Origin of the sequence: Kribbella sandramycini, assembly GCF_013131805.1 — a bacterium.
GTDB lineage: Bacteria > Actinomycetota > Actinomycetes > Propionibacteriales > Kribbellaceae > Kribbella > Kribbella sandramycini.
The window spans coordinates 176810-198988 of the sequence record NZ_JABJRC010000011.1 but is presented as its reverse complement, the minus strand read 5'-3'; the positions used below and the strand labels follow the sequence as shown (position 1 = coordinate 198988).

Annotated in this window: 17 protein-coding genes; 7 read left to right on the top strand and 10 right to left on the bottom strand. The window is 69.4% G+C overall.

The features are described 5' to 3' along the window. Positions 1-52 precede the first annotated feature (52 nt). From HPO96_RS34345 to HPO96_RS34330, 4 genes are read right to left on the bottom strand one after another with little or no spacing between them, the layout of a single operon-like run. A complete protein-coding gene (locus HPO96_RS34345; protein WP_171678629.1) occupies positions 53-3172 on the bottom strand; it encodes a coiled-coil domain-containing protein in 3120 nt (1039 codons plus the stop codon). Continuing rightward, positions 3169-3852 carry a hypothetical protein gene (locus HPO96_RS34340; protein WP_238355806.1) on the bottom strand — a complete coding sequence of 228 codons (684 nt, stop codon included), beginning with the start codon at positions 3850-3852 and terminating at the stop codon, positions 3169-3171. The genes HPO96_RS34345 and HPO96_RS34340 overlap by 4 nt, the downstream gene beginning before the upstream one ends. Further along, positions 3845-4468: a hypothetical protein gene (locus HPO96_RS34335; RefSeq protein WP_171678628.1), complete on the bottom strand. Its 624-nt coding sequence runs from the start codon at positions 4466-4468 to the stop codon at positions 3845-3847. The genes HPO96_RS34340 and HPO96_RS34335 overlap by 8 nt, the downstream gene beginning before the upstream one ends. Then, a complete protein-coding gene (locus tag HPO96_RS34330) occupies positions 4465-5655 on the bottom strand; it encodes a hypothetical protein (protein WP_171678627.1) in 1191 nt (396 codons plus the stop codon). The genes HPO96_RS34335 and HPO96_RS34330 overlap by 4 nt, the downstream gene beginning before the upstream one ends. 199 nt (positions 5656-5854) lie before the next feature. Between HPO96_RS34330 and HPO96_RS34325 the strand changes: the two genes are divergently transcribed. Beyond that, positions 5855-6832, top strand: coding sequence for a GDSL-type esterase/lipase family protein (locus HPO96_RS34325; protein WP_337796924.1), 978 nt, complete (start codon positions 5855-5857; stop codon positions 6830-6832). Between the two features lie 183 nt (positions 6833-7015). Beyond that, on the top strand, positions 7016-7207 hold the full coding sequence (locus tag HPO96_RS34320; RefSeq protein ID WP_171678626.1) for a hypothetical protein: 192 nt from the start codon (positions 7016-7018) through the stop codon (positions 7205-7207). Here HPO96_RS34320 and HPO96_RS34315 read toward each other — a convergent pair. The 3 genes from HPO96_RS34315 to HPO96_RS34305 all read right to left on the bottom strand — a co-directional run bounded on the left by HPO96_RS34315 (position 7195) and on the right by HPO96_RS34305 (position 12078). After that, positions 7195-7830 (bottom strand): hypothetical protein, encoded by a 636-nt coding sequence (locus tag HPO96_RS34315; RefSeq protein WP_171678625.1) that lies wholly within the window; start codon positions 7828-7830, stop codon positions 7195-7197. The genes HPO96_RS34320 and HPO96_RS34315 overlap by 13 nt on opposite strands. A gap of 253 nt (positions 7831-8083) precedes the next feature. Next, entirely contained in the window at positions 8084-9301 is a 1218-nt protein-coding gene (locus tag HPO96_RS34310; RefSeq protein ID WP_171678624.1) for an SWIM zinc finger family protein, read from the bottom strand. Continuing rightward, positions 9298-12078 carry a DEAD/DEAH box helicase gene (locus HPO96_RS34305; protein WP_171678623.1) on the bottom strand — a complete coding sequence of 927 codons (2781 nt, stop codon included), beginning with the start codon at positions 12076-12078 and terminating at the stop codon, positions 9298-9300. Before HPO96_RS34305 ends, HPO96_RS34310 begins: the two co-directional genes overlap by 4 nt. A 133-nt stretch (positions 12079-12211) precedes the next feature. Between HPO96_RS34305 and HPO96_RS34300 the strand changes: the two genes are divergently transcribed. Further along, the gene (locus HPO96_RS34300) at positions 12212-13186 is read left to right on the top strand and encodes a zinc-binding dehydrogenase (RefSeq protein WP_171678622.1); all 975 of its coding nucleotides are present in this window, start codon (positions 12212-12214) and stop codon (positions 13184-13186) included. Here the strand turns inward: HPO96_RS34300 and HPO96_RS34295 are convergent. Beyond that, the gene (locus tag HPO96_RS34295; RefSeq protein ID WP_171678621.1) at positions 13183-14517 is read right to left on the bottom strand and encodes a GGDEF domain-containing protein; all 1335 of its coding nucleotides are present in this window, start codon (positions 14515-14517) and stop codon (positions 13183-13185) included. The two genes, HPO96_RS34300 and HPO96_RS34295, sit on opposite strands and share 4 nt — an antisense overlap. 121 nt (positions 14518-14638) lie before the next feature. On the opposite strand from HPO96_RS34295, the gene HPO96_RS34290 reads away from it, so the two are divergent. After that, positions 14639-14836 carry a DEAD/DEAH box helicase gene (locus tag HPO96_RS34290; protein WP_171678620.1) on the top strand — a complete coding sequence of 66 codons (198 nt, stop codon included), beginning with the start codon at positions 14639-14641 and terminating at the stop codon, positions 14834-14836. An 81-nt stretch (positions 14837-14917) separates the two neighbouring features. Here the strand turns inward: HPO96_RS34290 and HPO96_RS34285 are convergent, their stop codons facing one another. After that, on the bottom strand, positions 14918-16150 hold the full coding sequence (locus tag HPO96_RS34285; RefSeq protein WP_337796923.1) for an MFS transporter: 1233 nt from the start codon (positions 16148-16150) through the stop codon (positions 14918-14920). A 400-nt stretch (positions 16151-16550) separates the two neighbouring features. Between HPO96_RS34285 and HPO96_RS34280 the strand changes: the two genes are divergently transcribed. Both HPO96_RS34280 and HPO96_RS34275 read left to right on the top strand, forming a co-directional pair. After that, positions 16551-19103: an MXAN_6230/SCO0854 family RING domain-containing protein gene (locus HPO96_RS34280; RefSeq protein WP_171678618.1), complete on the top strand. Its 2553-nt coding sequence runs from the start codon at positions 16551-16553 to the stop codon at positions 19101-19103. A gap of 94 nt (positions 19104-19197) precedes the next feature. Then, positions 19198-19701: a hypothetical protein gene (locus HPO96_RS34275; protein ID WP_171678617.1), complete on the top strand. Its 504-nt coding sequence runs from the start codon at positions 19198-19200 to the stop codon at positions 19699-19701. 4 nt (positions 19702-19705) lie between these two features. Here HPO96_RS34275 and HPO96_RS34270 read toward each other — a convergent pair whose 3' ends face one another. Beyond that, entirely contained in the window at positions 19706-20461 is a 756-nt protein-coding gene (locus HPO96_RS34270) for a FadR/GntR family transcriptional regulator (protein WP_171678616.1), read from the bottom strand. Between the two features lie 187 nt (positions 20462-20648). Here HPO96_RS34270 and HPO96_RS34265 point away from each other — a divergent pair, with 187 nt between their 5' ends. Next, complete coding sequence (locus HPO96_RS34265) at positions 20649-22166, top strand: ABC transporter substrate-binding protein (protein WP_171678615.1); 1518 nt, start codon at positions 20649-20651, stop codon at positions 22164-22166. Positions 22167-22179: the final 13 nt, after the last annotated feature.

Sequence of the window (22179 nt, the reverse complement as noted above, 5' to 3'; positions counted from 1 at the left end):
GGCCCGAACAGGTCAAGAGTTCAGATGATTGTTTCTGTGGGAAAGTGTCCGACTACGTGAGGGTCGGCGAGGCTTCCAGCGTCGGCGTGGCGCCGCGGTACGACTCCAGCCACTCGCGCAGCAACTCGACCCGCGCGGCGTACTCCTCGTTGCCCTTGACGACCGGCGACTGGTTGTACGCCATCGTGTCCGAGCTTCGGCGGAGCTTCACATACAGCCTGGACGACGCGAGCGCGTACCGCTCCATGTCGTCCTGCAGCGCGCCGATCACCGTGATGTTGCGGTCGCGGCCGATCTGCTCGAACAGCGCCACGGCCTCCCGGCGGTGCTGGGAGCCGAGGTTGCGACCCAGCTCGTCGAGGATCAGCAACAGCGGCCGGTCGGACCCGCCGGCCAGCGCGGCCGCGCAGACCAGCTTCACCGCCTTCTCGTCCATCTGCGCGGTGTTGCCCTTGACGTTGAACGCCGAGAACGGGCCGCCCTCCGAACGCCGCCACTTCGGCGTGACCGTCCACCGCCACGGCTTGTCGGGCTCGGCGGGCGGATCGGGCTCGGGGAACTCGAGTTTCGCGCCGTAGCCGCCGTACTGCTGGTCGAGCCGGTCGAACTCCTGCGACACCAGGCGCAAGCGCGCTTTGATGCCGTCGGCAAGTGAGGCGCGGTGTGCGCGGGCTGTGCTCTCCGCCTCGCCCAGGCCTTCGCGGGCCCGTTCGAGCGCGGCATGCCGCTCGGCGCGCTGCGTCGCGATCTGCTGTTGCTGCAAGCTGTCGAAGGTCTCGTGCTGCGCGAGATGGCTGCTCAACGTCCGGTGCAACGCGGGGACCAGGCCGACGCGCGCCCCGAGCGTGCCGTTCGTCCAGCCGTCCGGACCGCTGAGGATCTCTCGCAGCTCGGCCGGGATCTCCTCGCGGGCGCTGGCATTCGGGAAGCAGCGGCGGATGACGTCGTCGAGCTGCGTGCAGGCCTGGTGATTCCAGTCGGCGGTCGTACGCCGTTGCGCGTCGTCGGGCAGCCCGAGCAGGAACTCGTCGGCCTCGGCCGGAGTCGCACCCCAAGCCGTGACGCGGGCAGTCAGGTCGAGACCGGTTTGCTCTTCGAGCAAGCGCAGCCGCCGCGCGGTCAGGTCGTCGAGGATGCGCTCGTGGTCGCGCCGCGTGGACTCCAGGTTCTTCAGCCGCTCGTCGCGGACCAGCTGCTGACCGGCGGCCGCCTCGGCCGACTCCTTCGCGGCCTGCAGCTGCGGGGCGAGCGAGTCGCGGTCGGTCTCGTGGCGGTCGATGCTCTCGCGGAGCGCGAGAATCTGCTCCTGGACGGCATCCGCATCGGCGAGCGCACGGGCGGCCGCCGTACGACGCTCTGCCTGCTCGACCCGGGCACGCGCCTGCTCCAGCGCGGCTGCGGCGACCGCGCGCGCCTCAACCGCAGCGTCGACGCGACGACCAGCTGCCTGGATCCGCGCCGTGCGCCCGGTCAGCGGCTCGTCGAACTGGCCGACCGCGACAACGCCGGCGACGTCGTCGATGTTCTCCTTCGAGGCCCGCTCGGCGAGCGTCGCGAAGAACGTGTCCAGGGTGAAGCGCTCATCGGCCGAAGCCGGCCCGCCCTTACCCCGTTTGGCTTTCGCGCCGGGCCGATTCGCCAGCACCAGCAGGAAACCGGCATACCCGGCGTCCGCCAGCGCGGTCGACGCGACCACCGCGTCACCGGCGTCGATGACGACGGCCTCCCGATACGGCGCCAGGCGCGGCTCCCACTCGGCGCGCTCGGACTCGGCCAGCTCGGTGATGTCGGTGAGTGCGCCGCATTCGAGCCCGGCCGTCTCCAGAACCTGTTGCTGAGCTGCGGAAACGGTCTGCCCGCTCTCCGCTTCGCGCAGCTCGGCCTTCGCGGCATCGATCGCGGACCGGGCCGCGTGATCCCGCCCGATGTGCTCTTCGAGCGCCTCCCGCGCCTCGGCCTGCTCCTGACCGGCGGCATCGAGGTCACGGCCATCCGCCGAGCGACCGGCGTCCAGCAGCTTGCGGTGCTCCTGGCCGAGCCGCTCCAGCTGTTCGCGCACCGACCGCTGCGCGAGATCGAGCTCGCGGTCCCGCGCGTCGAGTTTGTCGCGCTCCTGGCGGGTCAGCTGCACATCCCGGAGCAGTACCTCTTCGTTGCCAAAGGCATCGATCTCGGCGTCGACCGCCTCCCGGCGCGCCTCCTGCTCGGCGACGCGCTCGTCCAGCGTGCCGAGCTCCTCCAGGATCTCGGCGTTCCGCGCGTCGCCGTCGATCAGGTGCCGCGCGTTGCGCGCCTGCCAGGACTCCTTGGCCGCGGCCAGCGCGTCCCGCGCGGCGCCGCGCTGCAGAATGCCCGCCTCGACGGCGGCCATCTCCTGCTCCCAGCGCTGCAGATCTGCCGTCGCCTGTTTGGTCGCCTCGCGCTGCGTGTGCTCGGCCGAGCGATGCGCCTGCTCCTGCTCCAGCTCGTGGTCGAGACCGGTCAGCGTGGCGATCGCGTTGAAGATCCGGGCCGGACCGAGCTCGTTGAGCGGCTCGGCCAGCAGGTTCGCCGTGGGGCTGGAGCGGACGGACGTCGACAAGAAGGAGACGCACCGCACCTGACCGCCGTACAGCACGGTCGACAACTTGTTGGCGTGGAAGTCCGTGCGGCCGTTCGAGTGCGGCAGCGCGGCCCAGAGCGCGTCGGCGCCCGCGGCCCGCTCGGCCTCCGTCACGCCGTACGGGACATGCAGACCTTGTTTCCAGCGCAGGTCGAGGTACGACGCCTTGCGGTTGATCCGGATCCAGACGGTGATCGCGGCCGCCTCGATCTCGTCGAGCTCGGTCAGCTCCGGGTCGGAGAAGACGCCGACGATGTAGCCGCGGTCGACATTCGACCAGTTGCCCTCCTGGCCGGCGGCCTCGGCGGTGAACAGCAGCTCCGCCGCACCGGGCGCGCCACTCGTCAGCCGCCACTGGTCGTCGGCGTGCAGCAGGCTGAGCGCCGCGATCCAAGACGACTTGCCGGCGCCGTTCGAGTCGGTCGGGCCCTGGCCGGCCACCGTGACCAGGCCCTGGCCGACCATCGGGATCGGGTGCGTCGACAGCCGGGACAGGTCGACGACCTGGACACCGAGCAGCACCTTCGACCCGAGGATGTCGAACGGACCGTCCTCCACCGCGCTACTCATGCGACTCCTTCTTCCGGTTCCGTGCTGGTCGCGACATCCAAGGTCGTGGCGGTGCCGTTGCGGGCGCGGATAGCCTCCGCGATCGGGCTCGCCGGGGCGGCGGCCAGGATGAGCTGGTCCTGTAGGCGGCGCCGGGCCGCCGGTGTGAGCCGCTGCAACTGCGGGCCGGGGATATAACTGGGACCACCGGAGTGGTCGCCGGACAGCTGGATCAGACCGGCGGCTCGGAGCCGCTGCAGCGCCAGCCGCCGCTCCTCACCACTGATCCGGGTCGTTCGTAGCTCGTCGACGGTCGTCGGGCGGGCCGACTTCCAGCTGTCGCCGGTCAGGATGCCTTCGCTGCGCGGGATCGCGACCGAGTGGATCAGCACCAGCACGAGTACGGCCCGGTCGACGACCGACAGCGGCTGCCACCCTTGTGCGGTGAGGGCCTCGGCGATGTCGTCGGCGTATCCGGCCGTCCAATGCGTGCCGTCGACATGGACAAGTGTGCGCCCGATCAGCTTCAGCATCTTCTGCACCTGTCGGCGCAGCGTCACATCGCGCAGCCCGGCCAGCTGCACCTCGGCGACCGGATGCGCGGCGTACTGGGCAGCGCTGAACGCGGCGAGCACCTCGTCCCGGGCGCGGTCGCTCAGATCCTGCAGGAGCGGATCGAAGAGCGCATGCTGCTCACTCATCAGCGGCCTCCTCGGTGGCGAGGACCGGATCGGGCTCGGGCTCGGCGGCCGGCGCCTCCGCGAGGACGGCGGGCGGCGGATCGGGGAGGTGGCGGCAGAGATCCCGGAGGGCGGCCTGATCGCCGGCGTCCCAGGTGATGACACGTGGACCGAGCCGAACCTCACCGGCCTTCTCGTTCCACCGGATCCAGTGCGTGGCGTGCAGGCGGCGCAGGCTGCCGATGATCAGGGTCAGGTCACTCGATTGCTCGGCGCGGCCGCGCATGGCGGCGTACACGGACCTGATCTGGACGAGCGTCCCCGTCGTACCGGGCCAGGCGGAACCACTGCGATCCGCCCAACAGCAGGTCACGCAGATCGCCAGCACGCGGGCCGTCTCGTTCGGCTGTTCGACGGCGACCGGGGGCGCGCCAAGCTCTTCGAGCACCGTGTGACCGGCACCGGACGGCATCGTCGGCACGAGCCACACCTTGGCGCCGTCGGGCGTCGCTGCGCGGGTCAACCCAGCCACGGCCGGAGTGTCCGGCTCGACCTCGAGCGGACCGGCCGATTGGACCTTCGCCCACCAGAGCGCGTTGTACAGCCGGCGCTCGACCGCCTCGGACGGCGTACTCATCGCGTCACCCGCCGGAACACGCCTTCGGTCGCCCATGGCGTCCCGGCGGCCGGGTCGATGCGCATCCCGTCGGACCAGACCAGCTCGTAGTCCAGCTCGTCGTGCAGGTGAGCCGCGGTCAGCTCGGCCAGCACCCGGCGCGCGGTCACCCAGTCACCGGCGTCGTCGATCACCTCGACGATGTCGACCGTCGGCCGACCGGCCAGGACTCGCTCCGCCTCGGCGCGCAGCTCCTCGCGGTCGGTCGCGGCCGCGGACTCCGGCGCCTCCACCTCGCCGGTCGGCCGGGGCGGCGCCATCCGCGCCGTCCCGGAACGGCGGCCGGTCTCGACCGCCTCGACCATCGCCTGCGCTGAGAAGTCGGGCGCGGCCGCGTCGAAGATCAGCCCATCCAGGACGGCGGCCAGCGCATCCGGCTCGCTACCGCGGGTGAACGTCAGCCAGGTCTCGATCGGCAGCAGGCCGAGCGCTCGCGTCGTCCCGGCGCGCTCGACCAGGCGCCCCGCGGCCAGCTGAACCGCGTCGGCGTACGCCGCGAGCGACATCCGGAGCGAAGTACAGGCGCGGTGCAGCGTCGGCCAGCGGCCCAGGACGATCCGGTGCACGGTCTCGGCCTGCTCGATCAGACGCTCGTTACCCCACGCGAGCTGCGCGTTCTCCCGCAGCTGGGGCGTGGTGCTGGTCGCGACCAGGATGGCGAGCTCGTTGCCGAGGAGCCGGAAGACCTTGGTCAGCCGCTCGATCGAGGCGAGCCCGTCGTCCTCGGTGGACTTCGGATCGCTGACGCTGTGCGCCTCCAGCGTCAGCAGCTGGTGCAGCTCGGCCTGGCCGCCCTGAACCGACATCCGGCGCAGGAACATCAGCATCACGTACGGCGCGAAGGCGGCGCGGTGGCGCAGCTCGTTCGGCCGGTCGACGAGTTTGGTGATCGCGCCGTACTGCCGCAGGACGTCGAAGCGGCGCACGATCACGTCGTGTGGATAGGCGCGGCAGGCGAGCGTCGCCTGCTCGACGGTCAGCCCGTCGCTACCGGCCTCGGCGAACGCATCCAGGATCGCTTGATCGGCGTCCAGCAGGTCGGGATCGACGATCATCGCCCCGGCCTCGCGGGCGAGCACCGCGAACACCTGACGGTAGACGCGCAGCACGGCCGCTTCGGCCTCCGCGTCCAGCAACGTCGCGTCCATGCTCACTCCTCCCGTGCGGCGCCGCCCCGCGAGCGAGCGGCAACCAGGAAAGGGACTCTAGCCACCGACTCGGACAGACCAAAACCCGGCCACGCCGAGCCTGTGGAAAACTCCCCGGCCCCGCTCCCGCGGTCGCGGCCCGGAGCCGCCGCGACGGGTGGTGGGAGAATGGCGCCGCCATCGAGATGAGGAGTGAGTCGTGCCGTTCGAGCCGGGTGAGGTTGTCGCCCCGTCAGACCCGCGGATCGTGCTGGAAGGACAGTGGGGGCACCAGCCCGGCGTCGCGATCAGCGTCAATTCCGGGTCGCGGTTCTCGTTCTCCTTCGCGGGGGAGCGGCTCCAGTTGCTCTTCGACACGACCGGGCTGACGGTCGCCCCGCACCTCTGGATCACCGTCGACGAGGGCGAGCCGGAGCTGCACGTGCTCGAGGGCTCGGTGATCGACATCTCCGCGCCGACCGGCCGGCACCAGGTCCTGGTCGTGGTCAAGGACGTCAACGAGCACGTCAACCGGTGGAACCCGCCCTTCGAGAGCGCGGTCGTCTTCGCCGGCCTCGTCCTGGACGTCAACTCCCGGCTCCGCCTCGGCGGCCGACCGGGCGGCCCGCGGCTGGAGTTCTACGGCGACTCGATCACCCAGGGCGTCCGCGCCGTCAGCCCGGACATCGAGTCGGCGGGTGCCGACGGTTCGGTCTCCTACGCCTACCTGACCGCGCGGGCCTTCGGCGGTACGTCGTACCAGGTCGGCTTCGGCAGCCAGGGCATCGTGAAGCCGGGCAACGGCGAAGTGCCCTCCGGCCTGGACGCCTTCGGCTGGAACTTCGCCGGCTCCCCGGCCGAACGCGTCGAAGCCCCGGACGTCGTGGTCGTCAACCTCGGCGTCAACGACCCCGACCTGACCGCCGACCAGTACGCCGCGTACGTCGTCCGCGTCCGCACCGCCTACCCGACGACCACCATCGTCGCCCTCACCCCCTTCAACGGCGCTCACGCCGAAACCATTGCCACCGCCGTCAAATCCCTCGACGACCCTGCCGTCGTCCTGATCGACTCCACCGGCTGGATCACCGAGGACGACTGCACCGACAACATCCACCCCTCCACCGCCGGCCACGCCAAGCTCGCCGCCCACCTCATCCCAGCCCTCGAAGCCACCACCCCCCTCCGCCGCCGCTGATTCCCTCCCCACGCCCTGGGTACCGGTCCGTCTCCACCAGACCGCCCGGCGGGTGGTCGAGTCGCACGTAAGCAGGAGCCACACAGCAACGACGGCAACGCCGACTCCGTGGCGCGGGTTTTACAGCAGAGAGCGACTGGACCCACTCCTCACCACCCGCCGGGCCCACCGAGGAGGCAACCCATGGGCGCCGCGCTCGTCATCCCCATCCTGATCATCACCCTCGCCGCCGTCGCCTACATCCTTTGGCTCGTCTACGCCTCAGCTCGCCCCACCGCATCCTCCGCCCAAGACAAACCCGCCAACGAAACCGCCCCCCACCGCGAAGGCAACCACATCAGCACCACCCCACCCACCCAAGATCACCCCCGATAAACCGGCGCCATAACCCGCCCCAACTCAACGAGTCCCTTGGTCGTCGGACCGAAGATCTGCACGAAGGTGGTACCGACCCGAAACTCCAGGAGACCCGGTTTGGAGAGGTGGCCGCCGTCGCCGACGTCGACTGCGTCCCGGTGAACGTCGCTGCCGAATCTTTGGGCCGGCTCGGAGCCAGACTTACCGGCGTGCAGCACGATCGTCGCTTGACTCGATCCCCAGCCACAGAAGCTCGCCGTTCCCGCCGTCCCGCCGCGCTGCATCGTCACCTTCGTGCCAAGCACCTGGGCCGCGGCGCCAGTCCCGAGCGCACAGTCGGGCTGCTCGACAACTGCCGGCTCCGGCCTGATCCCTCCGGGCAGGGCGTTAATCGACCGCGCGATCGATTCGAGCTGGGCGTAGTCGTCGAGGAATCTCTCTTCCTGCCGCATCAGGATCAGTCGGCCGCTGGAGCGAAAGCCGAGTGCCGACTCAGCGAACTTCGGTCTGTGGGACCAGGAATCGGGCCCGAAGACCGCCTGCGCGTATTCCTTGCCGTCACTCGGATCCCGTTCGAACTCCGTTCGCATCCGGATGGCCTCGGCGGCGCTGACCGGAACCACCGAGACCGACACGCGCACGCGGTGGTACTTGTCGCCAAGGTCGACCAGGTTGCAGCTGGTCGTCAGGGGAACGGCCGTCCGTGGGAGCGCCGGCTCTGCTTTCCACTTGCCTGCGATGACCGGCTGGACTCGTTCGCAGAGTGAGCCGGTGGGGTTGGGGGTTGGTGAGGGTGGGGGTTGGGTTTGTTTGGTGGTGGTGCAGGCGGTGAAGAGGAGGGCTGTGCAGAGGAGGAGGGCGGTGGTGGGACGGGGCATGGGGGTCCTGGGGTGGTTAGAGGAGGGAGTGGGGGGTTGGGGTGGGTGGGCGGGTGAGGGTCCAGTCGTTGAAGTGTTGGTCGAAGCGGTACCAGAGGTTGTCGGGCATGAGGCGTAGCTGGAGTTTGCCGGAGGTTACTCGGTTGGCTTCGGTGTGGGGGTGGGGGAGGAGGCGGGCGGCTTCGGCGAGGGATTCGGGGTCGGCGGAGGTTGGCGGGTCGAGGGTGGCGGCGAGGCCGCCGGGGCCGGCCAGGCGCCAGGCGGCGGCCCAGCTGGTGAGTTGACGGGCGGGGACGTCGGCTCGGTGGGCGAGCTCGGCCAGCTCCGGCGTACCGAGGAGGGCCGAGGCTCGGCGTACGAGGTCTTGCTGGAACGTGAGGGGCTCGGCGGTGGCGCCGGAGGCCAGTGACCAGGCTTGGTGGGCGGCTTCGGTGGCGAGGGCGACGAGGTCGCGCGCTTCGATGCCAGTGGCGCGTGGCGGCTCCAGCGCCTGCACCGCCGCCGGAGGTCTGGGCGCACGCAGCGGGCGAGGGACGGCGGGCAGTGCGACTTGGCTGCGCTCGGCGAAGGCAGCGCGCGCCAGCACCCCCGCGGAAACAGGCTTCGCGACGACCGCGTCACCAACCGGCCCGCGCCGGGAGCGCAGCGCGCCCAGCAGATCGTCCTTCGAGCGCCCACGCAGCAGCAACAACGCGAACGGATCGTTGTCGAGCGCATCCGCGATCAGGTAGCAGACCGCCGCCGAGTGCTTACACGGAACAGCGAAATCCGGACAGGAACAGCTCGTCCGGATCTCACCCGCCCCCGGCAACAACTCCAACCCAGCGGCCTGGACGTCGTCGACCACTTCAGGCGGCAGCTCGCCGTCGAGTAACGCGGCCACCCGCCCGATCTGCTCCGACACGATCGCCAGTACGGCGTCCCACTCAGCTCCTGAAAACGCGCGGATCCGCACCGTCACCTGGTACGGCGCCGCCCGGCTGCCCTGGACGACGGCCTCGACCTCGCCCGGCGTGACCGTCAACTCGAGCACGCTCCCGCGTCGCGCGTACGAGCGGCCACGCGCCAGCCGATTCGGATCCAGCCGGGCGCGTTGCTCCAACGCCTCCAACCACGCCCGGCCCCACCACGTCGCGCCGAACGGCCGCCGGCTCCCCGGGCCCTTGGCCGCGGGCAATCCGGCGTCCTCGCTCTTGTCGCGACGCCAACCCTGCCAAGGCACGCGCTCGTTCATGGCGTCCGCCCGATGGCCGACGGGTTGTGCGCACTCGCCGCACCCGACGTGACCGGCGCCGTTGACAGCGACACCAACTCGGTCAGCTCACGGTCCGACAGCTCGCTCAGCCACGCCTCACCCGAGCCGACCACCGCGTCGGCCAGCTCGCGCTTCGCCGCGATGACGGTCGAGATGCGGTCCTCCAGCGTGTGCTCGGTGACGAGCCGATGGACCTGGACCGGCCGATCCTGCCCGATCCGGTACGCGCGGTCGGTCGCCTGATCCTCGACGGCGGGATTCCACCACCGGTCGTAGTGCACGACATGCGTCGCCCGCGTCAGCGTCAACCCGACGCCGCCCGCCTTGAGCGACAGCAGGAACACCTGCGCCTCCCCGCGCTGGAACTGCTCGACCAGCTGCTCCCGCTGACGCACGCCGACCCCGCCATGCAGAAACAGCGACCGGACGCGGCGCTCGGCCAGATGCGCCTCGATCAACCGGCACATCTCCACGTACTGACTGAAGATCAGCACCGATTCGCCCTCGGCCAGGATGACGTCGAGCAGCTCGTCGAGCGCCGCCAGCTTGCCCGACCGCCGCTCCAATGGGCCGGGCTGATGCAGGAACTGCGCCGGATGGTTACACACCTGCTTCAGCTGCGTCAGCAGACTCAGCACCAGCCCGCGCCGCTCGATCCCCTCCGCGGACTCGATCTTGGCGAGTGTCTCGGCTGCAACGGCCTGATAGAGCGTCGCCTGCTCGATCGTCAGCGGGACGACGACGTCGTGCTCGGTCTTCGGCGGCAGCTCCGGCGCGATCCCCGGGTCGCTCTTCTTCCGCCGCAGCAGGAAGGGGCGCGTCACGCGCGCGAGCCGGGCCGTCGCCTCCGCGTCGTGATACCGCTCGACCGGTACGGCGATGTCCTGCCGAAACCGCTCCAGCGAGCCGAGCAGCCCCGGCGCCGCCCAGTCCAGAATCGACCAGAGCTCGGACAGCCGGTTCTCCACCGGCGTTCCGGTCAGGGCGATTCTGGTTGCCGACGGCAACGTCCTCAGTGAGCGGGCCGTCCGGGAGAGCGGGTTCTTGGCGTGCTGCGCCTCGTCCGCGACGACCAGCCCCCAGGTGAGCTCGCCGAGCACCCGATGATCCTGCCGGACCACGCCGTACGTCGTCAGCACCACCTCGTCAGCCGCGAGGTCGCTCAGGCTCCGCCCGGCGCCGTGGAACCTGCGCGTCGGCACCTGGGGAGCGAAGCGCGCGAACTCACGCTCCCACGTGCCGAGCAGGGTCGACGGGCAGACCACCAGTGTCGGCCCCCGATCGCGCCGCAGGAGATGCAGCGCGATGATCTGAATCGTCTTCCCGAGACCCATGTCGTCGGCCAGGCAGCCGCCCATGCCGAGCTCCGTCAACTGGGCCATCCACGCGACGCCGCGGCGCTGATAGTCCCGCAGGGTTGCCTGCAGCCCGACCGGCTCGGACGCCGGCAGCGGCTCCTCGGCGGCCCGCAACCGCGTCAGCATCGTCGCCAGCGACCCACCCGCGTCGAAGGCGACCAGCTCGCCGTCGATCTCGATCGTGCCGGTGAGAGCGGCCCCGAGCGCCTCTGCGCCGGTCAGCTTCCGGCTTGCCCCGGTGCGCAGCTTCCGGACGACGTCGTGGTCGACCCGCACCCAACGCCCGCGCATCCGGAGCATCGGCCGCTTCGCCTCCGCCAGCGCAGCGACCTCGTGCTCGGTCAGCTCCTGCCCGTCGAGCGTCGGCCGCCACCGGAACGCCACGAGATCGGTGAGGCTGAAGTCCGGCCCGGTCACCGTGCTGGGCGCCGGCGTCGCCACTGTGCCGCGCACGGCGAGCTCACCCGCGAACAGCTCAGCCGGCCAGAGCACCTCGATCCCGGCGCCCTCCAACGCCGTGCTGCCCTCGACCAGCTCTGCCAACGCGTCGTCGTCGACACTGACCGCGGAAGGCGCCGCATCCTGCAGTGCGCTGCGCAGCGGCGGCCACACCCGAGCCCCACGTCGCAGGGCCAGCAGCAGGTCGGTCTCGGCCCGCTCGCCCAACGCGGCCAGCACTGCGGCCGGCGCCGTCCACACCTCGGCGACATCGACCAGCAGGCTCGGATCCAGCGCGCTGCGCAGCTGGAGCACGGCCCTGAAGTCATCAACACCTTCAGGCGGCTCGATGCGGAGCACCAACCGCGCACCTGCCGCCTCGGACTGCGCTGTCTCCGCGAGCCAGGCGGTCGGCGCGGGCACCTGCATCGGCTCGACGGCCGCGAACGCCGCCGCGCCCGGACCGACCGAGACCGCAGCAGCCGGACTCCGCACGAGGGTGTCCGCGATCGCATCCCAGAACGCGCGCACGAGCTGCTCCGGATCGACCAGCCGCAGCGGTCGCGTGCCTTCGATCGGCAAGGCATGTGCGGACGCCGGCATCGCCGCAACCAGTTGTTTCAGCCAGCCCCGATCCAACGGATCCAGCGGCGCCACCCGCCAACCGCCGTACCCGCTCGGCGTCAGATCCGGAACGAGCCGACCGCGCGCGATCAGCCCCAGCCCCGCCAGCGCAGCCGCCCGCCACGCCTCCCAACTTGCCGCGCCCGCCACCGGCGAGGTGGCCATCGCCAGCGCCTCCGACACGGTGACCAACCGAGCCGGCACTGTCGCACGCCGCACCTGCGAACCCCTGGGCACCACCAGCTCGACGCTGCCGTCCGCGCCCGATCCCCCGCCGTACAAGGCCAAACGGCCCGCGCGCGGCGGGTCGGCTGGGACGAATACGGCGTTGAACATGCCCCGCACAGTACGCCGAGCCGCCGACAATCGCCCGCCGGTCACCAGGTGCCTGTGGATAACTACTCGACTTGACCTCAACCAATGTTCAGGTCACAAGCTGGGGAAACCGACAACCCCGAGGAGTTGAGTGATGCGCGCAGCAGTGGTGACCGAGTTCGGCGATGCGACGGTGATCCGGACCCAGGAGTGGCCGGACCCGGAGCCGGCCGCCGGACAGGTCGTCGTCGAGGTCGAGCTGGCGGACATCATGTGGGTGGACACTGCGATCCGGCGAGGTATGCACGGCAGCTTCTTCGCCGTCGAACCGCCGTACGTCCCCGGCGCCCTGTTCGGCGGACGTGTCAGCGCCGCCGGGCCGGATGTCCCAGCGGAGTGGGTCGGCAAGACCGTAGTCGGTCGGTCAGCCGCGTTCGGCGCCCACGCCGAGCTCGTAGTGGCCGACATTGGCGCAGTGACCGAGTTGCCGCCCGGAGTCGACCTAGCGGCCGCTGTGGCGGCGTCAGGCGACGGGATGACCGCACTGATGCTCGAAGAGCTCGCTCCGGCGATGCAGGGTAAGGACGTGCTGATCACGGCGGCTGCGGGTGCCATGGGCCTGCTGCTGATCCAGCTTGCCCACCGGGCCGGAGCACGTGTCGTCGCAGCCGCCCGTGGCGAGGCGAAGCTAGAGCTCAGCAAGACGCAAGGGGCCGACGTCGTGGTCGACTACAGCGAGCCGGGCTGGGAGAAGGCCGTGCTGGCAGCTACTGGCGACCGTGGTGTGGACATCGTCTTTGACGGCGCCGGCGGTGCGTTCGGCGCAGCCGCGTTCGGTGTGGTCAAGGACGGCGGATGGATCTCCGCGCATGGCGCACCTGGCGGCGGCTTCGCACCGGTCGACCCAGCTGAGGCGGAGCGTCGCGGCGTCACCCTCAAGGGCATCATGGATCTGCGTGCTGACAGTACGACGACGACTGTCACCGGCGCGGACGTAGTGAGGCGGGTGGCGGCCGGTGACCTGGTCCCAGTGGTGGACCAGGTCTTCGACCTCGATCACGTCGCCGATGCGCACACCGCACTAGAGCAGCGGACGCTGCTCGGCAAGGCGTTGATCAGAGTGCGCTAGTCGCCGACTGGTTGTTCGGAGTGGTCAGTCACTGCCGGCGGATTCGGGCGGGCCGCGACAATGCGGTTCCGCCCGTCCCGCTTTGCGCTGAGCAGTGCGTTGTCAGCTGCGAGGACCAGTTGGTCCATCGTGTTGGCGACATCCGGGTAGACGGCTGCGCCTATCGAGGCCGGTACGCCGGTGATGACCGCCGTACGCTCGGCCGTCGTGTCGACCGAGACGCTGAGCGTGCTCAGCCGGTCCCGGATCCGCTCGGCCACTTCAAGCACCTCGGACTCCGATGCGCCCGGCAGCAGCACTGCCAGCTCGTCGCCGCCGACTCGAGCGACCAGATCGCCCTGCCGCACTTCGGCGCGGACACTCTGGCCCACTGCCTTCAAGGCCTGGTCGCCGGCCGGGTGCCCGTAGGTGTCGTTGATCTCCTTGAACCGGTCCAGATCCAGCATCAGCAGACCGACCGTGCTCCGCAGCGTCTCCGCCCGAGCCAGCTCGGCCGGTACGGCGTTCGCCCAGTACGACGGCGTCGCCAGACCGGTCTTCACGTCGGTACCAGCCGCGCGCTGGAACTGCGGTAGCAGCAGGTCCCGGTGCAGCGTCAGCACTGTCACCATCAGGATCGGCACGACCCAGGGGTACGACGCCTGCAGGGCAGCCACGGCCACACCGAGCCCCAGACCCGCTACGACGACCAACTGGTCGGACAGATCGCCCAGAGCGCCCCGAGCGGTGGCCTCGGGGGAGGAGAGCAGGATCGCGCCGATCACGAGCGCGAAGTTCACCAGCCACCACGTCGTCGCGGCGCCCAGCACCACCAGCAGCGTGAACGGCCCGGTCGGCACCCGCGGCTCGGTCAGCAGCCCGCCGCCGCGCAGCACGGCGGCGGCCGCCGCACTGGCCAGGATGAACGTGCTGGCCGAGAAGACCTTGCGGTGGGCGATCGTGCGGCCGTAGACGCGGATCCACGAGTAGCCGTACGAGACGACGATCAGAGCGATCACCAGGCTCAGCGGGAGCAGCAGCAGGCCTGCGAAGACCCAGAGGCTCTTCAGGTTCGTGTATGGCGAACTGTTAGCTGCCATCTCGCGTCGGCGCTCGATCCCGCGGGCAGACTCCAGGTGTAGCACCGAGGCGGCCGCCAGCACGGCGAAGGCGACCCACTCGGAGGGCCTCACACCGGTACGGGCGCCGGACAGCGTTGAGGCCAGAGCCAAGGCGGTGATCGTGACTGCGACTGCATCCACACCGAGCACGTAGCCCAGCGCGGGACGCGGTAACGACCAGAGCTTCCATTGGCGGGGTGGCACCCAATTGCTCCGACCGATCAGAATCATGGTGGCCTCACACGGATAGACCTGAGCGGTTATTCCTGAATAGTAACTGTCTGTTCACGCGAGGTCATCCCGGCCTGCGCGTTATTCCATCTGGCGGATGGCGACGGAAGGATCCAGCACCATGTCCAAGACGAGCATCGGCAACGAGTGGTTCCACGGCTCCAGCAAGCGTTTGAGCGGAATCGGGAACGAGTGGCTGACCAGCGGGAACGAGTGGTCCCGCGGCGGAAACGAGTGGTTCACACAGGGTGGCAACGAGTGGCTGCACCGGCCCGCCGGCGGCGGTAACGAATGGTTCACCAGCGGTAACGAGTGGTGATCCACGGGACCTCCCGCGATTTTCTTTACCGATATTTTACGGATGTCGTCCGGAGGTAATTCCCCTGAATCTCCGGCCGGCTCATCCGGCGACCGTTCCGGCCACCTCCGGGCCGGGGCGGCGGGCGCGTGTCCAGGCGCTGCCCGCCGCCAGCGCGGCGCATGTGCCGACCGTGCCCATCACCCCCAGCGCGACCGACGGGGAGGCGCTGTCGGCCATCAGGCCGGCCAGCAGGATCCCGAGGCCCTGACTGCTCTTCAACGCGGTGCTGGCGACTCCGAAGGCCTGACCGCGCTGTGCATCTGGCACTGCCTGCACGAACGCGGCACTGGTCGGCAGGTGGTACGCCGATGCCATCCCGGAGATGGCCCACAGCAGCACTGTGGGCAGCAGTCCGGGCGCCAGGAAGCACAGCACCAGCGGCGCGCACGCTAACGCCGCCAGCGGCCCCAGCAGCCGCATACGGCGCTCAGGCGGCCACAGGGTGATCAGCCACATCCCCACGACCGCACCAGCCGGACTGGCGGCCAGCAGCAGACCTGCCGCGGTAGGCCCGCCGTCGATCTCATGTGCGTAGGGAACCGCAAGGCCTTCGACAGTCACGTAGAAACCGGCAATGGTGGCCAGAACGACCAGCGACCGGAGCTTCGGCGTCCGGGCGACCAGTGAGAGGCCTGCGGAGAGGTCCTTGAAGTAGCCGGGTCGTGGCTCATCAGTGCCACGCTCCGGGGTTGGACGTCGCCGGACGCCGATCGCGATCAGCGCAGCCGACAACAGGAAGGTCGCCGAGTCCAGCAGGAGGCCGCCGGACGTCCCGATGGCGACCACGATGACGCCGCCGGTGCCGAAACCGAGCACCTGGCTGAACTGGACGACCATGTCGTTCGCGGCCTTGCCGAGCACGTAGTGGTCGCCCGGCAGGACGGCCGGCAGCGTGGCGGCCCGTGCGGCGTTGAACGGCGATCCGAACGCCTGGAGCCCCAGTAGTAGTGCGATCACCACCAGCAGGGGGAGGCCCTCGATCGCCATACCTGCAACGAGAACTGCCCTGGCGAGATCGGTGATGATCATCACCGCACGCCGCGGATAGCGGTCCGCGAAACCGGCCAGCAGGGGGCCGAACAGGAGGTCGGGCAGATAGGTCAGCGCGTACGTCAGCGCGGTCAGACCGGCCGACTCCGTCCGTTCGAAGACCAGCACCGACAGCGCCACCCGTGCGAACTGATCACCGGCGACCGACAGCACTCCGGCCACGAACAGCGCACGGAACTCGGCGTGACCGAAGACGTCCCGCCAGCGCGCGCGTTCCACCACCCCACCCTCCATACGTACAACTTAACCACTATCCGTAGCCCCACACCTTCTGAGCGTTATCCGAAGGGTTTCCCTGCGCACGCGCTGTCTGGGTCAGCCGTTTGCTGGCGGCGCATCAGTGCCACTTAACGTTCAAATCGGCCCCCCGGTGACTTGAGATTTGATCACACGTACTACTCTGTAAGTGTTCCGATGCTGGGGTCTGGGCGGGGCGGCCCCGACCCTGGCATCGGACTTCTCTTTTCTGCGGCCGGAACGGCCGGAAAGTGTCGGTGCGGCCCGGTAGCGTTCGGTGTGCCGGGGGCGGCTCTTGGACGTGCTTCCTTCTCCTACTATCCAGGCCAGTAGCGCGACCGCTCTCCGCCCCCGGCTTCGACGTCGTCTTGCGGGGAGGCCGCCCATGCCGGAAGTTGCCGCTGTTCTGTTGCGGCGCCGGCGGCTGGTCGACCCTGTCCGACTGACACCGCCGGTGCGGCGCTCCGCGTGGCAGTGGCTGCGCCGTCCGCTCACCATCCAGGCCGGTCTGTCGGCGCTGCAGGCCGACCTGGTCGAGCGCGGGTTCCTGCTCGCTGTCGATCTCTACCGGCACTGCGCCGGTCTGTCCGCTCCGGCGCTCGCCGGTCTGGGCAGCGCACTGCTCGACCTGCTGGATGCAGAGTCCGGCAACGACGCGGAGCATGTGCCGCTCTTCCGCGGCTTCCCGGAGACGGTCCCGGTCGACACAGAGGCCTTCTACATCAACCGCGTCTTCGCGCGGCTCTTGCAGGAGCCGGAGCAGCCGTGCGTTCTGTGCGGTGACACGACCACTGTCCATCCGGTGGCGCCCTGCGCGCATCTGGTCTGTCGGACGTGTTGGGACGGCGCAGACCTCAGTGCGTGCCCGCTGTGCCTCCGTCGCATCGATCCGGCCGATCCGTTCCTGCAGCCGGCGTTCGACCAGGCTCCGCCGTCACCTGTCCGTTCTGATCGGCTCCGGCTGCTGTCCTTGGCCGGTCCGGACGCAGTGCGCACCACAGTCGAGTCGCTGCTCGGACGCCGTACGCCGCCCGCGGCCGTGGACCGCGCAGACCTTCAGGTGCTGCTGCCGCTGGCCGAGCTGTCCTGGGTGCCGAGCGACATCCCGGTTCGGGAGACGCAGGCGCTCGTCCTCGCGCACTTCCTGGCTGACGAGCCAGCTGTCATCGACCGGGCCGGCACGGCGACCGACGTACTGCGGCTGCTCTACGTCCTGATGGGCGCCGACCCTGGGCTGCGGACGCCGCCCGCCCGCCGGAGGTCGTTGTCGCGCGCGACCCGTCGGCAGCTGCTGGCCCGGCTGGACCAGCTGCCCGCCGAGCTGCTGATCGAGGACATGCTGCGCCACGAGCGCGCGTGGAAGCGGATGGCCGAGGGGCTGCACCCGTTCGAGTACGCGGTTCTGCATCCGACTGCTGCGCTTGCCTTCGCCGTACTGCGCCGCTCGGATCTGGATCTGGAGACCGCGGCTGGTCAGGCAGTGCTGAGCGAGGCGGCGCGCTACCCGCTCGTGCGGGTCGAGAACGGCCGGTTGGTGATGCGGACGTTCGGTTCCCGCGTTGAGGGCGCGTTCGCCGAAGGTCGGGCCGGTCTGGCGCTCGACCTGCTACGGCAACGTCCGGGCGAGCTGCTGCGGCGGTTGGTCCAGCTGGTTCGGGCGCTGCCGGACGACGAACACGGTGAGCTGCTCGGCGCGGTCACTGTCGCAGTATCGGATGTGTCGCCCGCAGTCCTCACCGCCGCGTTGGGGCAGTTGCGGACGCCGCCCGGTGACCTCCGGCTGTTCTTCCCGCGCGGCGGCACCACGCGGGTCTGGGCCACAGTCGACGAGCGCGAGCCACTGCCTGCTGACACGGTTGCGGCGCTGTCCGGCGTCCTCGTGGGGGAGATGTTGCGTCGAGCCGGCAACCAGCCGCGCTGGCGGCGAGCGTTTCTGGACGAAGAGCTGGCCCGGCTGGCCGCTCCAGGCTCGGAGCGGGGTTCGTCGTCGACGCTGCGCCGCATGACCCGGGGGAGTGCCGTTCCGATCCCGCCGGAGGATGAGCTGCGTCTGTTCCTCCATTGGGTCGAGCCGAGCAGACGCCGCGTCGATCTCGACCTCTCAGTTGCAGTGTTCGACGAGGAGTGGGGTTTTGTCGGCCTGTGCGACTACACCCGGCTGCGGTTCGACCAGGACGCGCTGGTGCATTCAGGCGACCTGACGTCGGCGCCGGCGCCAGGTGGCTCGACCGAGTTCGTCGACCTGGATCTGCGGGCGATCCGCCGGCTCGGTGGGCGCTACGTGCTGCCAGTGGTCTTCAGCTACAACGACGTCCCGTTCGACGAGCTGGAGCGCGGGTTCGTCGGGTTGATGCGCGAGCCCGGCGCACTGTTCGACCCAGCCGCGGTCGAGGAGCGCTTCGACCTCAGCGGACCGGCCAAGATCCTGCTCCCGTTCGGCGTCGACCTGCAAACGAAAGAGCTGCGCTGGTACGACGTCAACCTCAGCGCGGGCGGCTACGGGCACAACGTCGCGCGGTACGGCGGTCACCTCGCTCTGATGTCCGCTGCGCTCGAAGACGTGTATGGCGCCGGTGATCGCGTCAGCCTGTGGGAGGTGTGCTGTTGGCACGCAGCAGCTCGCACTGACGAGATCGCCGTCCGGTGCGCCGACGGAACGGTCGTCGGGTACCAGCGCGATCCCGCCGAGGATGTGGCGACGTTCGCCCGCCGGCTGATCGCCCGACTCGAGCCGGATCGGCAGTGGGACCAGGACGCCGCTGCCCGGGCCGATTTCGTCGGAGTCCTCACCGGTGATGTCACACCGCGGCCAGGGGCACAGGTGTTCGCGCTGTACCCGCAGCTGATCGACGCCACGGCGCATTCGCTGATCGACGCGGCGTACCTGCTCGGAGCCTTCGCACCGGACAGCCGGGCGCACGCCTCGGTCACCCAGTGACGAGTTTGACAATTCCGTGACGTTGGCGTGCCGGGTGCTTTGGCCTGGGCGGCAGCAGGAGTACAACGGAAAGTGACTGCGAAGGGAGCCACGCATGACCTACGACGTGGTGGTGCTCATCGAGCGGGAGATGAGCGAGGGCGACGCGCGCCGCGTTGCCGCCCTGCACGCAAGGCACGAAGAAGTTGTCGACTACCACCTGCTCGTCTCCAGCCATCCGGAGAGCGGGTTCGGTGGGCCGATGGCGCTGCTGGGGTCCACGTTCGCGGATGTCGCCGGTCTGACGTCCGCTGCGTCCGGTCCGCCTGGCCGAGCGTCCACTGCGACGCTCGCGGATCCACTGGTCGATTTGGCCGGTGTTATCGAGCACAGTGCGCGACATCTGCGTACTGCGAGCCGCTACCCGGTCCACGTCTCCATCACGCACGGCGAGCCGTTGCTGGCGCTCAAATCGGTTGTCATGAGCGCTGCCGCCCAGGAGATCGTGGTGGTCGCCTGGCCGGAGACTGCAGCCCGGTTCCTGTGCTCCGACTGGGTCGCCAAGGCCCGCAAGCTGCTGAAGGTCCCGACGATCCGCATCCTCGAACACGACACGTGAGTCGTCAGTCGATGAGGGCCTGGAGCGCTTCGCGTTCCGCCTCGGGGACGTAGCCGGCGTAGTAGTCGTACATGTTCTGCCGGGCGATCCGCGCGGCGGCGGTCCCGTCGCCGTCGCGGATCGCGTCGACCACCTCGGTGTGATGCTGCAGCGACTCCAGCATCAGCGCACGGCTGTTGGGCGCGTGGGCGATCTTGTTCGAGATCAGGCTCAGTACGACGCCGCGGACCACCTCGTTGCAGGTCTCGATCAGCGAGTTGCGGCTGATCCGGGCGATCACGTCATGGAAGGCCAGATCGGCCTCGCTGAACGCGGCGAAGTCCACGTCGATCGCCGTCCGCATGGCGGTGAGCGTGTCGGTCAGCTCGGTCAGCTGCGCCGGAGTCCGTAGTCGGGAGGCCACCTGGATCGCTGCGCCGTCCATGATCATCCGGAAGCCGATCAGCTCGGCCAGCGTCAGTTCGTCGACCCGTGCGAGGCGCACCAGCTGTTTGCGCAGCGCTGTTGAGGAGAACGGCAGGATCTCTGGCCCGTTCGGGTCGCCGGGGCGGGAGCGGACCACTCCGTTGCTTTCGAGCACCCGCAACGCCTCACGGACGGTGGAGCGGCTGACAGCGAACTGGGCGACCAGCTCGCGCTCGCTGGGGAGCCGTTGGCCCGGTGCGAGGTCGCCACGGGCCAGTGCGTCCTCGACCTGCTCGACTATCCGCTCGTACGCCCGCACGGGCTGAACTGGCTGGAACCGCGGACTTTCGGCCATCCGATCCACCCCATTCGCCTTGACAGACCCCTGCGTAGCGACAAACCTAGTGGCCCACTGACACCTAGTCCACTGGTCAGACCAGTCACAGCTGGACGGAGAACACCGCCGTCCGGCGTGCCCCGGTCCGGCCGTAGGACTGTGGTCGTCAGAATGCGGCGAGAGCCCGGTGACTGGAGGAGTTCGCGTGAAGACGTACACCACTCGAGCGGTCGCGCTCGTCGCTTCCGCGGCGCTGCTGGCCCTCACCGCCTGTTCGGCCGGTTCGAGTACGTCGGGCGGCTCGTCCAGCGGTTCTGGCGCCGACCAGGCGCTGTCGCTCGGTCTGGTCGCGGAGCCGGCCAGCCTGGACTTCACGACCACCGACGGCGCTGCGATCCCGCAGGCCTTGCTGGGCAATGTCTACGAGACTCTGGTCAAGCAGGACGACTCCGGCAAGATCGTTCCGTCGCTGGCGAAGTCATGGACCGTGTCTCCGGACCGGAAGGTCTACACGTTCGATCTGGTCGACAACGCCAAGTTCACCAACGACAAGCCGTTCACCGCGGCCGACGCGGTCTTCAGCATCAACCGGGTCAAGACCGGATGGACGACCTCGCTGAAGGCCGCGATGGACGTCGTCCAGGATGCTAAGGCGCTGTCGCCGACGCAGTTGCAGGTGACGCTGGCCAAGCCCAGCAACGGTTGGCTGTTCCGGATGACCACACGGATCGGTGCGATGTTCTCCGAGACCGGTGTCGCCAAGCTGGCCACCGAGCCGGTCGGTACCGGCGCATACAAGTTCTCCAAGTGGAACCGCGGCGACTCGATCGTTCTGCAGCGCAACGACGCCTACTGGGGTACGAAGCCGTTCTTCCAGCAGATCACGCTGAAGTACTTCAAGGACCCGACTGCGCTGAACAACGCGCTGCTGACTGGCACGATCAACGTCATCACCACAGTGCAGGCGCCGGAGGCGCTCAGCCAGTTCACCGGCAACTCGAAGTACCAGGTGCTCGAGGGGACGACGAACGGCGAGGTACTACTGTCCTTCAACAACTCCAAGCCGGTCTTCCGGGACATCCGGACGCGGCAGGCGATTCGGCAGGCTATCGATCACAAGGCCTTGCTGGACACGTGTTTCGCCGGTCGGGGCAAGCTGATCGGCTCCATGGTCCCGCCGACTGATCCCTGGTACGAGGACCTCACTGCGGTCGCGCCGTACGACGTTGCCAAGGCGAAATCGCTGCTGCAGGCTTCCGGCGCTGCTGGGGCGACGCTGCGGCTCCGGCTGCCCACTCTGCCGTACGCGACCTCCTGTGGTCAGGTGGTGAAGAGCCAACTGGAGCAGGCGGGTCTGAAGGTTCAGATCGACCAGCTGGAGTTTCCGGCGGCTTGGCTGAGCACTGTCTTCAAGAACGTCGACTACGACATGTCGATCATCGCGCACGTCGAGCCGCGTGACCTGGGTGCTGTCTTCAGCCCGACGTACTACACGCGCTACAACGACCCAGAGCTGCAGAAAGACCTTGCAGCGGCGGATGCGGGTGACGAGGCGGTGCAGGTCGACAACATGAAGAAGGCGGCGCGGCGGCTGTCCGAGCAGGCCGCGGGGGACTGGCTGTTCCTCCTGCCGAACCTGATCGTCGCGGACCAGAACCTGACCGGCCTGCCGCAGAACGCGATCACCGAGAACTTCGACCTGTCGCGTCTCGCCCGCTCGTGACGTGGTGAGCTGA

Bases quoted from the DNA above. Each gene is read 5' to 3' on its own strand.
- HPO96_RS34345 (WP_171678629.1), bottom strand. From the start codon at position 3,172: ATGAGTAGCGCGGTGGAGGACGGTCCGTTCGACATCCTCGGGTCGAAG.
- HPO96_RS34340 (WP_238355806.1), bottom strand. From the start codon at position 3,852: ATGAGTGAGCAGCATGCGCTCTTCGATCCGCTCCTGCAGGATCTGAGC.
- HPO96_RS34335 (WP_171678628.1), bottom strand. From the start codon at position 4,468: ATGAGTACGCCGTCCGAGGCGGTCGAGCGCCGGCTGTACAACGCGCTC.
- HPO96_RS34330 (WP_171678627.1), bottom strand. From the start codon at position 5,655: ATGGACGCGACGTTGCTGGACGCGGAGGCCGAAGCGGCCGTGCTGCGC.
- HPO96_RS34320 (WP_171678626.1), top strand. From the start codon at position 7,016: ATGGGCGCCGCGCTCGTCATCCCCATCCTGATCATCACCCTCGCCGCC.
- HPO96_RS34310 (WP_171678624.1), bottom strand. From the start codon at position 9,301: ATGAACGAGCGCGTGCCTTGGCAGGGTTGGCGTCGCGACAAGAGCGAG.
- HPO96_RS34305 (WP_171678623.1), bottom strand. From the start codon at position 12,078: ATGTTCAACGCCGTATTCGTCCCAGCCGACCCGCCGCGCGCGGGCCGT.
- HPO96_RS34300 (WP_171678622.1), top strand. From the start codon at position 12,212: ATGCGCGCAGCAGTGGTGACCGAGTTCGGCGATGCGACGGTGATCCGG.
- HPO96_RS34295 (WP_171678621.1), bottom strand. From the start codon at position 14,517: ATGATTCTGATCGGTCGGAGCAATTGGGTGCCACCCCGCCAATGGAAG.
- HPO96_RS34290 (WP_171678620.1), top strand. From the start codon at position 14,639: ATGTCCAAGACGAGCATCGGCAACGAGTGGTTCCACGGCTCCAGCAAG.
- HPO96_RS34280 (WP_171678618.1), top strand. From the start codon at position 16,551: ATGCCGGAAGTTGCCGCTGTTCTGTTGCGGCGCCGGCGGCTGGTCGAC.
- HPO96_RS34275 (WP_171678617.1), top strand. From the start codon at position 19,198: ATGACCTACGACGTGGTGGTGCTCATCGAGCGGGAGATGAGCGAGGGC.
- HPO96_RS34270 (WP_171678616.1), bottom strand. From the start codon at position 20,461: ATGGCCGAAAGTCCGCGGTTCCAGCCAGTTCAGCCCGTGCGGGCGTAC.